The 14,337-nt window shown below is 70.4% G+C and carries 7 protein-coding genes and 2 tRNA genes; 1 reads left to right on the top strand and 8 read right to left on the bottom strand.

Features of this window, described 5'->3' with window-relative positions:
* Positions 1-201: 201 nt before the first annotated feature.
* From ACFC1W_RS07720 to serS, 8 genes are all read right to left on the bottom strand, one after another.
* A tRNA-Ser gene (locus ACFC1W_RS07720) sits at positions 202-290 on the bottom strand.
* 164 nt (positions 291-454) lie between these two features.
* Positions 455-4,045, bottom strand: a complete 3,591-nt coding sequence (locus tag ACFC1W_RS07715; protein WP_375990610.1) for a glycoside hydrolase — start codon at positions 4,043-4,045, stop codon at positions 455-457.
* Positions 4,046-4,230: 185 nt separating this feature from the next.
* Complete coding sequence (locus ACFC1W_RS07710; protein WP_375990608.1) at positions 4,231-7,725, bottom strand: family 43 glycosylhydrolase; 3,495 nt, start codon at positions 7,723-7,725, stop codon at positions 4,231-4,233.
* 108 nt (positions 7,726-7,833) lie between these two features.
* Positions 7,834-9,144, bottom strand: coding sequence for an LCP family protein (locus ACFC1W_RS07705; protein WP_375990606.1), 1,311 nt, complete (start codon positions 9,142-9,144; stop codon positions 7,834-7,836).
* Positions 9,144-10,418, bottom strand: a complete 1,275-nt coding sequence (locus tag ACFC1W_RS07700; protein WP_375990603.1) for an LCP family protein — start codon at positions 10,416-10,418, stop codon at positions 9,144-9,146. The genes ACFC1W_RS07705 and ACFC1W_RS07700 overlap by 1 nt, the downstream gene beginning before the upstream one ends.
* Positions 10,419-10,469: 51 nt before the next feature.
* Positions 10,470-10,554, bottom strand: a tRNA-Ser gene (locus tag ACFC1W_RS07695).
* A 106-nt stretch (positions 10,555-10,660) separates the two neighbouring features.
* On the bottom strand, positions 10,661-11,569 hold the full coding sequence (locus tag ACFC1W_RS07690; protein WP_375990600.1) for an HAD family hydrolase: 909 nt from the start codon (positions 11,567-11,569) through the stop codon (positions 10,661-10,663).
* A 55-nt stretch (positions 11,570-11,624) separates the two neighbouring features.
* Positions 11,625-12,911: a serine--tRNA ligase gene (gene serS / locus ACFC1W_RS07685; protein WP_375990597.1), complete on the bottom strand. Its 1,287-nt coding sequence runs from the start codon at positions 12,909-12,911 to the stop codon at positions 11,625-11,627.
* 65 nt (positions 12,912-12,976) lie between these two features.
* Between serS and ACFC1W_RS07680 the strand changes: the two genes are divergently transcribed.
* Entirely contained in the window at positions 12,977-14,293 is a 1,317-nt protein-coding gene (locus ACFC1W_RS07680) for a diacylglycerol/lipid kinase family protein (RefSeq protein ID WP_375990594.1), read from the top strand.
* The last annotated feature ends 44 nt before the right edge of the window (positions 14,294-14,337 follow it).

The raw sequence follows: 14,337 nt of genomic DNA, 5'->3' as shown, positions 1-14,337 counted from the left end.
GGTGTCACCGATGTCCTGACACACGAAGTGTCACCGATGTCCTGATACAGAACTGTCACCCATGTCCTGAGACATCACAGTCATTACACGTCTGACTTGACCCCGGTTCGTGGCAGAAACGTGGCAGAAGCGCCCTCCGCGCCTCCCCAGGGAAGCAGAAAACCCGCGGAATTCCGCGGGCTTCGAGCCAAGATCTGAGAGCGGAGACGGAGGGATTTGAACCCTCGGTCCCCGTGAGGGGACTCCACCTTAGCAGGGTGGTGCACTAGGCCTGACTATGCGACGTCTCCAGGCATCCGTGCGCAGGACGCGCAGATGCACCCGGCAATCATACCCGGACGGCGCCGGGGTCACGAACCGGCCCCGCAGCCCATCCAGGCGCCGGCGCGGCCGACGCGTACGCAGACACGCCGACCACGCAGACACGCCGACCACCCCGACCGCGCCGCCACACTCACCCGCAGGACGTCGCGCCATACGCCGCCGTCACCGTCGCAACGACCCCGGGATCCGCCGACGACGTCGCGACCACCGCCACCTCGCCCGCAGGCACGCCCACGGCGCGAGTCGTCAACGCCGCCGACGCCTTCTTCCCGGCGGCGACCGGACCGAGGGCCATGGACCCAAAACCGCTCGACACGGCGAAACGCACCGGGCCGTCCGACCCGTTCGTCATTGTCACCGCGACCACGACCTTGCCCGCGATGCAGCGCGGGGTCGCGACGGCCGACACCTCCAGCGCAGGTCCCGGCACGAGGTCGAACGTGTACACCCGCGAGGTCCCGTCGGGCGCCGTCACGGTCACCGTCGCCGAGCCCTCCGGTCCAGAGGCCTGAGCGACCTCGACCGACGCGTCGCGGTCGACCGGCACCACGGCGACGACGGGTGCGGCATCCCCACGCCACGGCACGGTGTACGAAGTCGCTTCCGGCGAGAAGCCGGACAGGTCCGTTCCGTCGAGGGTCACCCGCGCGAGGTCGGCGACCGAGGAGGCGGACGGTGCGGCGGCGTAGATCTCGACCTCCGACACGATTATGTGCGTCGCGTCGCGCGCGGTGAGCACGAGCCGCACATCGTCGGCGGCCACTCCCCCGAGCGGCACGTCGACGATCGGCGCCGTGCCGTCCGCCGGCACGGGCACGGCGATGTCCGGTCCGGGCGTCCATGCCGCGGTCCCCACGCGCGTCTCGACGCGCAGCGACTGCGGCCAGCTGTTGCTCGACCCGTCCTTATAGAAGTACGCCGTCACGCGCGAGACCGTCTCGCGCTGCGCGAGGTCGTACGTGAGCGTGTCCTGCAGGTTCTTCGTGCCCGAGCGCCAGTTCGACCAGCCCTTGTCGGTGCGCAGGCCGTTCTTCGTGCGGTCGACCGAGTACGACGCGCTCTCGGTGAACGTGGCCGAGGCCGCGCTCTGCGGCGCCACGTTGCCCTCACTGGCCTCGGTCACGACCACCGACAGGCGCGCCGGCAGCGATGAGCCTGCGCCGTCCGACGCCGCGCCCGTCACCGTCACGACGCCGGGCTCGGCGAACGCCGCGTCGGTCACGCCCGACCAGTCCCATTCGACGTCGAGCGCGAACCGCTGCGGCGCGGTCCCGACCTGTCCGGGGACGGATGCTGGCGCCGCCGCCTGCACGCGCGACAGCGACGCCCCCTCGAACGTGGTCACCGACACCGGGTCGGTTGCCGTGAACGACCCGACGACGACCTTCGCCTCGGCCTCGAAAGGCGCCCCGAAGACGTCGGTCCCCGCGCCGGGGACGGTCACCGTCCCGGCGGTGCTCCAGTCGGCACCCGCGGTGTCCCAGGTCACCGAAGCGACCCGCTCGACCCCGCCCTCGTAGACGACCGTGACCTGCGCGGGCAGCGTCGGCACCACCCCCGCACGGGTCGTGGCCTCGACGACGCGCACGTCGCGTATGCCGGTGCCGGCGAGCGTCCAGCGCTGGTTGGCACCGTTGTTCGAGGTCCACGTGCCCACGCCGGCGCCGTCGGCGGTGCTCTGGCCGTTGACGTCGAGCACACGCTCGGCGGCAGCGCTCAGCAGCGAGAAGGTCGTGCCGTCGGTGGTCGACAGCAGCCATTGGAGTGATTCATCGGATGCCGCGACCTCCGGCTCCGCGTCGACGAGCGCAGTGCTCGTGCCGTCCACCGCGAGCAGCCGGCCGTCGCCGTTCTCGAGCGCGAAGCGGTGGCGATCGGTCCCGGCGCCGGACAGCGAGTGGACGGTCCACGCCTGCGACGTCGCCGCCGCCTGAGTCGTGCCGCCGGTGCGGATGGTCAGCCCGGCCGCATCGGCGGTGAGGGCTTTGCCGCTCTGGACGCCGACGAGCTGGTACGTCTCGCCGTCCTCGAGCGCGGGGGCATCGGCCGAGACGCCGGACACACCGTCGATCACGAGGGTGGTGACCGACTTGGCCGGAACGCTCACCAGCGCGGTGCGGGACGCGGCATCCACCGTCACCGGCTCACCCTCGACGAGGGCGTTCGCCGTCACATCGTCGGCCGGGGACTGCGTGGTGACGATGGGCGTGACGGTTGCGCCCGGCGCGATCTGCCCGAAGCGCGACAGATCGATCGTGAGGTCGCGCGCCGTCGTCTCGGTGTTGACGTGCACGAGCGTCGCGCCGTCGCCGTCGGCCTGCAGGGCGGCGGTCGTCTGCGTGCTGTCGGTGGGGATGAGCGAGTCGCCGGGCCGGATGAAGTGCGTGAAGTTGCGGACCGTGTTGAACTTCGCGTTGGTCAGCACCTGGCACGACGGGTCGGCCTCGCCGTCGGCGATGCGCCGCAGCGAGTCGCCGTTGTCGTCGCAGTCGAAGTCGATGAAGACGCTGCCCCAGTTGAGGTTCTCGACCTTCTCCATGTTGTAGAGGTCTTCCACCGGCTGCCAGAACACCCACGCACTCGGCTCGAGCTCGCGCAGGTCGTCGACGATGCGGCCGGCCATCCCGAGGCCGTTCTCGATGTTGGTCAGATTGAATCCGGTGCCGTCCCAGTCGCCCTCGACCTCGCTCATCCACAGCGGCTTGTCCGAGGCCTTCGCGATGTCGCGCGCGACGACCCGGTCGCCGGTGCCGTAGGTGTGCACGTTGAGCTGATCGACGATGTCCTTCGACTCCTGCGTCCACGCGTTCCAGTTCTGCGTGAAGATGCTCGGGTTGGTCTCGTCCATGGCCGAGATCGCGACGTCGGTCGCGGCATCCGGCTCATTCAATCTCGACTCGAGCGCCTTGATCATGAGGTCCTGACGCTGCGGTCCGATGTGCGCGCCCTCCTGGCGACTCGCCGACGTGGGCCAGCCGTCGGTGCCGAGGCGCGTCGACCAGTACGACGTGTTGGGCTCGTTGAAGGGGTCGAGCGTGTCGAAGTCGATGCCGTGCTCGGCTTCGAGCTCCTCGACGACCGTCACGAGGTAGTCCGCGAAGTCACCCATGTCGTCGGCGGCGAGCTGCTCGGTGCTGCCGTTGTCGATCCCGCCCGACACGTAGCCGCTCTCGGTGAGGAAGTAGGGCGGGGAGTTGCTGAACGCCTCCCATTGGGTGACCTTGTCTTTCAGCGCGTCGAGCCACCAGCGCTGCGTCGCATCGGCGTCGAAGTCGTAGTGCGCCGGATCGTCGCCGTCCCACGCAGCTTCGTATCGCGCGCGGTCGGCATACGTCGAGGTGATCTCGCCCTCGGCGTCGGACACGCCCAGGTCGGGGTTCCACCACCCCTCGACGGCACCCCCCGGGCGCAGGTACGGCGGCACGTCGGTCGCATTGCCTCCGCCGATGTTGTAGCGCGCGATGTTGAGGTTCAGCCCGTCCTCACCGAAGACCTTGTCGAACAGCGCCTGGCGCACGTCGTCGGGGTACCCGCCGGGCGCGTTCGCGAACCACACCAGGCTCGTTCCCCACCCTTCGAACGGCTCCGACGCGTACGCCGGGTTGGGCGTGATGCGCACGGGCGTTCCCGCAGCCTGCGCGGGCGCCGAGGCGACCGTCAGCGCCGATCCGACCAGCGCCAGAGCCGCGGTCGCGGTGAGGACTCGGGAGGCTGACTTCATCGTCGTTCCAATCTCGGCGGGACGCAGCGTTGCGGGGCGGGCGATGTTTACGCAAACAGTTACCGCGAACAGGAGCGTACCGTCGCGCTGCCCGCCGCCGCAAGACCCCCGCCCAACCCCGCCTTGGACACAGCCGAGCCCGGGACGCCTGCGCGCCCCGGGCTCGTCCCCGTCCGTTCCCGGCGTCAGCAGGTCAGCGCGTCATAGGTCGCGCTCACCTCCGAGGTCACCGTCTCGCCGTCCACGATGCCCGTGACCTCCGCGCTCACCGCGCCGGCGGGGACCGACGCCTGACGCGTCGTGAACGCCTGCGAGCTGCGCTTGCCGGGCGCGAGGTCGGCGACGGTCTTCGAGCCGTACGCCGTCTCGAGCGCGACGTCGACCGGAACCTCGTCGCCGTTGGCGGCCGTCACGGCGAGCACGCCCTTGCCGGCGATGCAGCGGCCGGTCACCGTGAGCTCCACGTCGAGCGCCGGCGCGGCGGGCGCAGCCGCCCACGCCTGAAACTCGAGCATGCCGCTGGATCCGCCGCCGCTCGCCGAGCCCCACGCCTGCATGAGCGCGCGGAGCTTCGTGGTCGTGACCGGGGCGAACGCCACCTCGTTGATGGTGGTCGACGAGCGGTCGTAGGCGCCTGTGGCCGCGACATCCCGCCACTCACCCGACGCCAGGTCGACGTACTGCAGCTTCCACTCGCGCGGCGGGATCATGCCCACCCCCGACGCGTCGGTCGAGTCGCGGAAGAACAGCACCCCGGCCTTGTCGATCGTGACGACCCGGTCCCATTCGAGCTGCACCCACTGCTCGCCGACGTTGGGCCACGTGCCCCACGACGCTCCGCTCAGTGCGCCGTCGTTGACCGCCGTGACGGAGTTCCAGCTCGAGGTGTAGGACGCGGTCGGCGTCGCGATGGGTGCGATGTTGCCCTCGAGCGGGGCGTTCGGCGACAGCGGCACGGTGATCGAGGCGAGCGTCGAGAGGTTGCCTGCGGCATCCCTCGACCGCAGGTACACGACGTGCCGCTCATCGTCGACCGGCACCGCTGTGCCGTACGCCTGCCAGCCGGTGGGCGCGTCGATGGCGTACTCGATGCCGGCGACGCCGGACCCGGCGTCTGCGGCGGTCGCGCTCACCGTGCGCGCGACGATGTCGAGCGTGCCGGTGACGGTCGGGCGCGTCGCGTCGATCTTGACGGTGACGGATGCCTCGGCCGACGTGTTGCCGGCGGCGTCCGTCGCTCGCGCGACCACCGTGTGCTCGCCGTCGCCCGACACGGTCGCCTCGGCGAAGCGGACGTTGTCGCTCGCCTGCCAGGCTCCGCCGTCGACCGACAGCTCGATGCGCGTGCGCAGGTCTCGGTCGTCGGTGGCGGTCGCCCGCACGGTCGCGGCCGACAGGAACCACCCGTTGGCGCCGTCGACACCCGATACCGTGAGGGCCACCTCGGGCGCCTCCGCGTCGATCGTCTCGCCGAACACCTCGAGTTCGCCGAGGCCGACCCCGGCGTGCGTCTCGCCGTCGGTCTGAGCCGTCAGCACCGCCCGGACGCCCGTGGTCGTGACCGGGTCGAACCTGACCGCGTTCGGGGCGTCGCCGGCCGTGGCGTATGCGTCCGCACCGGTGACGTCCTGCCACTCGCCCTCGACGAGCGCCTGCACGGTCCACGACCGGGGCACGGCCACACCGTCGCCGGCGTCGGGTCCGGCCCGGTCGCTCCAGAAGTGCGCGGTCACGCCGTCGACGCGAACGGGCTCCTCCCAGGTGTATCCGGCCCAGCGGGTGGCGGCGTCGCCGGCCGCCGTCGTCCACACCGGGTGCGCCGATCCCGTGTAGAGGACCTCGCCGTCGTTGAGCGCCGCGACCGACGAGCCGCCGGCCGTCGCCTGCGCCTCGGGGATGCCCGTCGGCGCGAGGTTCGTGCGCCACGGGTCCTCGCCGAGGACGGTCACCGTCGCGTCGACGCGGCCTGCGGCGTAGCCCTCGACGAAGCCGCTCACCGTGAACTCGCCGGCGGCCGCGATGTCGGCGGGGTCGATCTCACCCCAGCGCACCGGCGCGGGCAGCGTCTCGTCGCCGTACGTGAGGCTCACGGTCTCAGGAAGCTCCGGCGCGGTGCCGATGACGGTCTGCACCGCCACCGGCTCGATGCCGTCGGGCTGTGCGGCGTGCACCTCCCACTCCTCCACGGCGAGCGCGGAGTACTGCGGCGGGTTGGCCGCGTTGGGCGAGGCGTTGAGCACGGCGCGCAGCCGCGACGTCGTCACCGCACCGAACGTCACCTGATGGACGGCCGTCGTGGTCGTCGGGTAGCCGCTCGGGTTCGGCACGTCCTTCCACTCGCCGGCATCCCAGTACTGCAGCACCCACGACGAGGGGTCCGACACGCCGTTGCCGGTGCCGGGGGCGGCGTCGCGCCAGAACTTGATGCGCGCGCGATCGACACGGACGGGGACGTCCCAGTCGTACTGGATCCACTGCTGCGCCGGGCGGTTCGCCGTCCAGCTTCCCCACATATCCGGCGGAAGCGGGTTGGGGCGGATGAGCTCGTCGTTGAGCGATTTGATCCAGTACTGCGTGGGGATCGGCTCATTGGAGGCGGATGCCGTCGCCCACGGCGCCACGTTGGACCGTGGCGTCAGGTCCGGGCCCTTGACCGGGGTCGGGGTCACGGGGAGGATCCGCGCCGGGGTCTGCGTGTCATCCCACTCGAGGTGATCGATCGCGACGGAGCGGCGGAAGTGGTTCCCGCCGACGGCGTCGGCCGTGTGGTACGCCATGTACCACTCGCCGTTGAACTCCGCGATCGCCGGGTGGCTCGTCGTCGACGACACCGGCGCGAGGATGCGGCCACGGTAGGTCCACGGCCCGAGCGGGCTGGAGGCCGTCGAGTACGCGATGCACGCGTGGTAGTTCGCCGGCGTGCACGAGCTCGTCGGGCCGGCGTTGTTCGCGGCGTAGGCCAGGTAGTAGGTGTCGTTGCGCGTGAAGAGCCACGCCGCCTCGAAGAACCCGGTGACGCCGCTCGTGATGTTCGTCGGCGTCCCGATGCGGGTCTTCATGTCGGCCTGCAGCTCGATCGCCATCAGACGGCTGAAGCTGCCCCAGTACATCCAGACGCGGCCGTCGTCCACGAGCACGGTCGGATCGATGTTGTGCGCGTCGTTGCCGAGGATGGTCTGCGAGACGATCGGCCCGCCGGCGTGGTCGGTCCAGGGCCCGAGCGGCGTGTCCGACACCGCGACGCCGATGCCGAACTTGTCGGGCGCGGTGCTCGCCGCCTCGTTGACCGGGACGTACCAGTAGTAGCGGCCGTCGACGCCCTTCACGACCTGGCCGGCGTAGGCGCGACCGGACGTGGCCCAGGAGAACACCGTCTCGGGTCGCATCAGCGACGGGTGGTGCTCCCAGTCGCCGCTGTCGACGTCGGTCGTCGAGAACGCCTGCCACTCGTTCATGATGAAGTCGTTGGTCGTCGTGCCGGCTTGGTCGCGCCCCGCATGGATGTACAGCGTGTCGCCGTCGGCGAGCAGGCTGGGGTCGGCGGAGTACACCGAGCCGTCGCCGATGATCGGGTTCTCGGTCGCCGCGATCGCCGGTGACAGCGGCGACAGCGTGACGACCAGCGCCCCCACGGCGACGGCGGCCAGCGCGGCCAGAGCCCTCTTCGATTTCGTGACCACGTCGTCCTCATTCCTCGAGGGGCTCAGGGGAGCTCCCACCACGGTTGAGGGGACGTTATCGGTAACAGGACACGGGTCGCAACCCTTTTCGAAGTTTTCGAAAAGCCGTCACTCCTGCGGTTTGGTGCAGGTGGTCTGCGCGGCGGTCTGCCCCGCGATGTCCGAGGGGAGGTCGACGCGCTCCTGGACGACGGGCGTGCCGGTCGGATCCGGCGTCGCGGTCGCGGCATCCGATCCGCCCTCTTCACTGGGGGTCTCGGACGGCGTCGGCGTCTGCGGGACCGCTTCGCCGGTGACCTCGATGGCCAGCCCCTGGCTGGATTCGCCGGTGAGGGTGAGCGGCTGGTTCGCCTGCAGGGCGCTGAACAGCACGTCGGCCGCCTCGGTGACGGGGTAGACCTGCACGCCGTCCCACGAGTAGGCCGTCGGGTACTGGACGAACACGATGTCCTCGTAGGGCACATCCTTCGCCGCCATGGCGATCTGCACCATCAGCGTGGGGTTCGCGAGCGACTGGCTGAGCACGAGCTGCTTCTGCTGCACCTGGCTGATCGCGGTCGTCGCGAGGGTGAACAGCACGCCCGGGTCGGCCAGCACCGCATCTGACTGCAGCTTGCGCACCATCGACGACATGAACTGCTGCTGGTTCGAGATGCGCCCGAGGTCGGAGCCATCGCCGATCCCGTGGCGCATGCGCAGGAACTGGAGAGCCTGTCGGCCCTCGAGTGTGTGGGTGCCCGCCGCGAGCGTCAGTCCGGTGTGCGGGTCGTGGACGTCGCCCGTGACGCAGACGTCGACGCCTCCGATCGCATCCGACATGTTGATCACGCCCGCCCAGCGGATCGCCGCGGCGAAGTCGATCTTGTCGTGGATGAGCGATTCGACCGTGAGCGCGGTGCAGGCCAATCCGCCGTAGGTGTATGACACGTTGAGCTTCTGCGCGCTCATCGCCGGATAGGTGCCCGACCCGTCCTCGGTGGGGCAAGCCGGGATCGGCACCACCATGTCGCGGGGGAACGACACCACCGTGATGCGGCGCGGCTCGTCCGAGATGTGCACGAGCAGCGTGACGTCGTTGCGCTCGCCGTCGACGTCGCCGTTCTGGCAGGCCGCCGACAGGGCGGCGTTCTCTCCCTCGCACGAGTCCGTGCCGACCAGTAGCAGGTTCGCGCCGCCCTCGATGGCTCCGAGCGACGGGGGGATGGGCTCGTCCTCGCCGAGGACGACCGCGTTGGCGGAGAGCGAGTGCGCGGCATCCCACACACTGAAGGCGGTGACGCTCGTGGCGCTCACTCCGATGACGGCGAGCGCGACGGCGATGACGGCGAGGAAGGCGACGAGCGGATGCCGGTCCCGGTGCACCGCGTGGCGCGCGAGGGGGAGGCGGCCCTCCTCGGAGGGTCGAGTGCCTGCGGGCATCAGCCGTCGGCTCGCACGTTGCCTGCGGAGCAGGTGCGGTCGGCGGCGGAGGTTCCGGGGATCGAGTCCGGCAGGTCGACCGGAGCCTCGGTGGCGCCGGGCGTCGGCGTCGTCGAGGGCGTGGCCGTGGTGGGCGTCTCGTCGGCGCCGGGCTCGACCGTGATCACGCCGCCGCCGAGGTTCGCGTCGTTGGTGACGTTGATCGGCTCGTTCGCCGCGAGCGCCGCCCACAGCGCTTCGGCCGCCTGACGGTTGGGGATCACGCGGTTCTCGTCGTACGGGTCCTGGTCCACGGGGTACTGCACGAAGACGATCTCCTCGAACGGCACGTTCTTCACCGCGAGGGCGATCTGCACGAGCGTCATCGGGTTGGCGAGCGACTCGCTCGGGGTGATGTTGTCGACGGCGGTCGTCGCCAGCTTGTACAGCGTCGCGGGGTCGGACAGCACCTCTTCGCTCACGAGCTTGCGGGCGAGGCTCGACATGTACTGCTGCTGGTTGCTGATGCGGGCGAGATCGCTGCCGTTCGCGAGACCGTAGCGTGTGCGCAGGAACTGGAGCGCCTCGAGACCCTGTACATTGCGCTCGCCGGCGGGCCAGTCGATGCCGGTGTTGCTGTCGCGGATGCCGCCGTTGCCGATGCACACGTCGACGCCGCCGATCGCGTCGGTGATATTGATGACGTTGCCGAAGCTCACCTTGGCGGCGAATGGGATGCTGAGACCGCTGAGCTCGGAGATGGTCTTGTTCACGCACGACAGGCCGCCGTACGACCACGCGGTGTTGATCTGGTCGTTGGAGACCCCGCCCGTGACGGAGCCGTCCTCGCTGGTGCACGACGGAATCGGGATCATGAGGTCGCGCGGGAACGAGATGACGGTCACGCGCCGCGGGTCGTCGGAGATGTGGACCAGCATGTTGACGTCGTTGAGCTGGCCTTCGGAGTCGGCGCCGGTGCACCGCTCGCCGAAGTACTTCGCGTACTGCGGCTCGCACTCATCGGTGCCGACGAGGAGCAGATTCACGCCCCCTTCGATCGCCCCGATGTCGGGCGGGACGTCTTCCTGGCCCTCGAGCGCCACGGCGTTCTCGGCGACGCTCCCCGTCAGGTCGGTGAGCGCGTACGCGGCGACACCGGCGGTGGAGACGAGGATGACGGCGACGACCACGCCGACCAGCTTCATGATCAGCGAGACGGGGTGAGGCGAGGTCAGCTCACCGTGCCGTGCGACGGTGCGACGGCCACGCTTCGCGGGCTTGGTCGTCTCGGCCACTCGTGTCCTCTCGGGGGAAGCTGCTCTCACTGGTACGCCCCCGGCGCTCTGCGGAGGGTGTGGGATTCGAACCCACGGGACATTGCTGCCCACTGGTTTTCAAGACCAGGTCCATCGGCCGCTCGGACAACCCTCCCGACGATTCCTCAAGCGAGGCATCCGTCAGACAGGCGTCGAGTCTAACCGACAGACCACCTCCCGATTCTTCCAGCGACGCCTGTGGAAGGTCTGAAAGGGCGCGCTCAGAGTTGGCGCAGCACCGCTGCGACGCCGCCCGCCTGAACCGACGTGGTGGTCTCGCCCGCGGCATCCCGAACCTCCTGCGGGCCCTGCTCCATCGCAACCGCCCGACCGCCGTTCTCGAGCGCCCACCGGAACATGCCGACGTCGTTGCGCCCGTCGCCGATCACGAGCACGTGCGCCGGGTCGATGCCCAGCTCGGTGCGCACGATCTCGAGGCCCGTGCTCTTGTCGACCCCGTGCGGCGCGATGTCGAGCCACGCCGTCCAGCCGACCGCGTACGAGACCTGGTTGAGGCCGATGCGCTCGACGAGGTCGAGGAAGTCCTGCGGACCCTGCTCGGGGGCGACAACGACGATGCGGCACACGGGCTGCGCGCCGAGCTCGTCGAAGCCGACCCGGCGCGCGTGCACGAGGTTCCAGTCCTCGAGGTACTCGGTGTACAGCCGCTGCCCGTCCGGCAGCTCGACCAGGTAGCGGGCGTCGGGCAGGTGCTCGCGCAGCAGCGTCAGCACCTCGGCGGGATCGAACGTCTCGATGTGGTCGCGCTCATAGCGCACCTCGTCACCGTCGACGCGCTTGAGCACCACGGCGCCGTTCGAGCACACGACGTACTCGGGCGAGAGCCCCAGCACGCGCATGATGCCGCGGGTGCCCTCCCAGCTGCGGCCGGTGGCGATCATGACCTCATGGCCCGCGCGCCGCGCGTGCTCGACGGCCTCGACGACCCCCGGGCTGAGCGACTCGTCCTCGAGGATCAGCGTGCCGTCGATGTCGAGCACGATGAGCAGCCGCTCGGTGGCGACCGACGGGTCTTCGGTGTCGCGCGCGACCCGCTCGACGAGCTTGGCCGCCTTCTTGGGCTTGACGACCTTGATCGACCCGGTCGGCGGAAGATGCGCTTCCGTCATTCGATCGCCCCCTTCGGGCGACGCGCGCCGCCGCGCACGGGAGGGGCACCGCGTGTCATGCGCGCACAGGCTCCATGACCTCGAGCCCTCCGAGGAACGGGCGCAGCACCTCGGGCACGGTCACCGAGCCGTCTTCGCGCTGGTGCGTCTCGAGGAGCGCAACGATCCAGCGGGTGGTCGCGAGCGTGCCGTTGAGCGTCGCGACGGGCTCGGTCCTGCCGCTGCCCTTGCCCGGCTCGGAGGGGAGACGGTGGCGGATGTCGAGGCGGCGCGCCTGGTACGTCGTGCAGTTCGAGGTCGAGGTCAGCTCGCGGTAGGCGTTCTGCGTCGGGACCCACGCCTCGATGTCGTACTTGCGTGCGGCGCTCGACCCCAGGTCGCCTGCGGCGACGTCGATCACGCGGTAGCTCAGGCCGAGGTCCTGCAGCATGCGCTCCTGCATCTCGACGAGGCGCAGGTGCTCGGCCTCGGCATCGGCCGCCGTCGTGTAGACGAACATCTCGAGCTTGTTGAACTGGTGCACGCGGATGATGCCACGGGTGTCCTTGCCGTACGAGCCGGCCTCGCGGCGGTAGCACGTCGACCAGCCTGCGTAGCGCTTGGCACCCGTGCTCAGGTCGAGGATCTCGTCCATGTGGTACCCGGCGAGGGGCACCTCGCTCGTGCCGACGAGGAAGAGGTCGTCCTCTTCGAGGTGGTAGACCTCGGCGGCGTGCTGCCCGAGGAACCCGGTGCCGCGCATCACCTCAGGACGCACGAGCGTCGGCGGGATGAGCGGCACGAACCCGGCCTGCAGCGCCCGGTCGAGGGCGAGGTTCATCAGAGCGAGCTCGAGCCGCGCCCCGATGCCCTTGAGGAAGTAGAAGCGACTGCCCGACACCTTCGTGCCGCGCTCCATGTCGATCGCGTCGAGCAGTTCGCCGAGCTCGAGGTGGTCGCGCGGCTCGAAGCCGAACGCGGGAACCTCGCCGTGCGTGCGGAGCGTGACGAAGTCGTCTTCGCCACCGGCGGGCACGCCGTCGATGACGATGTTCTCGATCTTGGAGAGAGCCAGAGCGGATGCCTCTTCCGCCGCCGTGACGGCGTGCTGAGCCTGCTTCACCCGCTCGCTCAGCTCCTTCGCCTCGGCGACGAGGGCGGCTTTCTCGTCCTTGGGCGCCTGCGCGACCTTCTTGCCGTGGGCGTTCTGCGCCGCCCGCAGCTCTTCGAACGCGGTGATGGCGGCACGTCGGGCGCGGTCGGCCTCGAGGGCGGCGTCGACGGTGTCGGGCGACTCGCCGCGGGCCTCCTGCGACCGCTTGACCAGCACGGGATTCTCGCGAAGCAGGACGGGATCGATCACCCTACAACCTTAGTCGCCGGGCGGGACGCGGCATCCGGCGCCTCATCTGGCCATAGCCTGTACCCATGGTGACTCCTCCCGACTCCGAACGCGCGGCCGAGCCGGGCGGCGAGGACGCGCCCGATCCGGTACATCCCTCGGACGCGATCTACGCCGACGGCCCCGATCGCGACGAAGTCGAGGCCGACGCGGAACGCGTGGCGGAGGCCGCCGCCGCGGGCGCGGGCGACGCCCAGCACGCTGACGCCGATGCTCCCGATCCCGCCGCGGCGGCCGCACCGGACGACGTGATCCGCGAGCCCGAAGACGTCGAGCCCGACACGAAGGACGGCGAGGGCGGCGAAGCCCGCCGCGTCGGGCCTGAGGGCGAGACCGAGCCCATGGCCGGCGGCGACGAGCGCCCGAGCCCGAAGGCGGCGCTGGTCTACAACCCCATCAAGGCCGACGGCGACGCTCTGCGCGAGACCCTCATGCGCCTCTCCGCCGAGGCCGGCTGGGCGGAGCCCCTCTTCTACGAGACGACGGTGGACGACCTCGGCGACGACGTCACGCGCCAGGCGCTCGAGGCGGGTGCCGACGCCGTTCTCGTGGCCGGGGGTGACGGCACGGTGCGCGCGGTGTCCGAGGCGATGAGCGGGTCGGGCGTGCGCCTGGCGATCGTGCCGAGCGGCACCGGCAACCTCCTCGCGCGCAACCTGAGGCTTCCCCTCACCGAGCCCGAGGCGATGATGCGCGCGGTGTTCGACGGCGACACCCTCGCGATGGACATCGGCTGGTCGAAGCTGCAGCGCCGGAACGGAGACACCGAGGAGCGTGCGTTCGTCGTGATGGGCGGGATCGGGCTCGACGCCGCGATGATCGCCAACACCAACCCGCAGCTGAAGAAGACGGTGGGCTGGGTCGCGTACGTCGACGGCGCAGCTCGCTCGCTGCCGAGCGCCAAACCGTTCCGCGCCATGTACCAGCTGCCCGAAGCCCGCCTGCACTCGGCGCGGGTGCAGAGCATCCTCTTCGCGAACTGCGGATCCCTTCCCGCCGGGCTCGAGCTCATTCCCGAGGCATCCGTCGCCGACGGCGCACTCGACATCGTGATCTTCCAGCCCAAGGGCCCCCTCGGGTGGATCTTCGTCTGGCGCCGCGTCGCGTGGGACAACAGCTTCCTGCGGCGCTTCCGCGCCGGGCGCCGGGTACTCGCGCTGCGCACGAAGGACAACGCGGTGCGGTACTCGCGCGGCTCGGGGATCGAGATCGCGACGCAGGATCCCCGGCCGGTGCAGCTCGACGGCGACGAGTTCGGCGAGGCGGTCTCGGTGCGCACTCGGGTCGAGCCCGGCGCGCTGCTCATGGTCGTTCCGAAGAACCACGAGACCGACGCGCTCTGAACGGCTCACCCCGGCGGTCGTCGGGCGAGCGCGCGCCCGTCAAA

The organism is Microbacterium sp. NPDC056003 (assembly GCF_042274785.1).
GTDB lineage: Bacteria > Actinomycetota > Actinomycetes > Actinomycetales > Microbacteriaceae > Microbacterium.
The sequence above is the reverse complement of the archived record's forward strand: the minus strand, read 5'-3'. Positions and strand labels throughout refer to the sequence as shown.

Excerpts from the sequence above, each read along its gene's own strand:
- ACFC1W_RS07715 (WP_375990610.1), bottom strand. The coding sequence starts at position 4,045 with ATGAAGTCAGCCTCCCGAGTCCTCACCGCGACCGCGGCTCTGGCGCTG.
- ACFC1W_RS07690 (WP_375990600.1), bottom strand. The coding sequence starts at position 11,569 with ATGACGGAAGCGCATCTTCCGCCGACCGGGTCGATCAAGGTCGTCAAG.
- ACFC1W_RS07680 (WP_375990594.1), top strand. The coding sequence starts at position 12,977 with ATGGTGACTCCTCCCGACTCCGAACGCGCGGCCGAGCCGGGCGGCGAG.
- ACFC1W_RS07705 (WP_375990606.1), bottom strand. The coding sequence starts at position 9,144 with ATGCCCGCAGGCACTCGACCCTCCGAGGAGGGCCGCCTCCCCCTCGCG.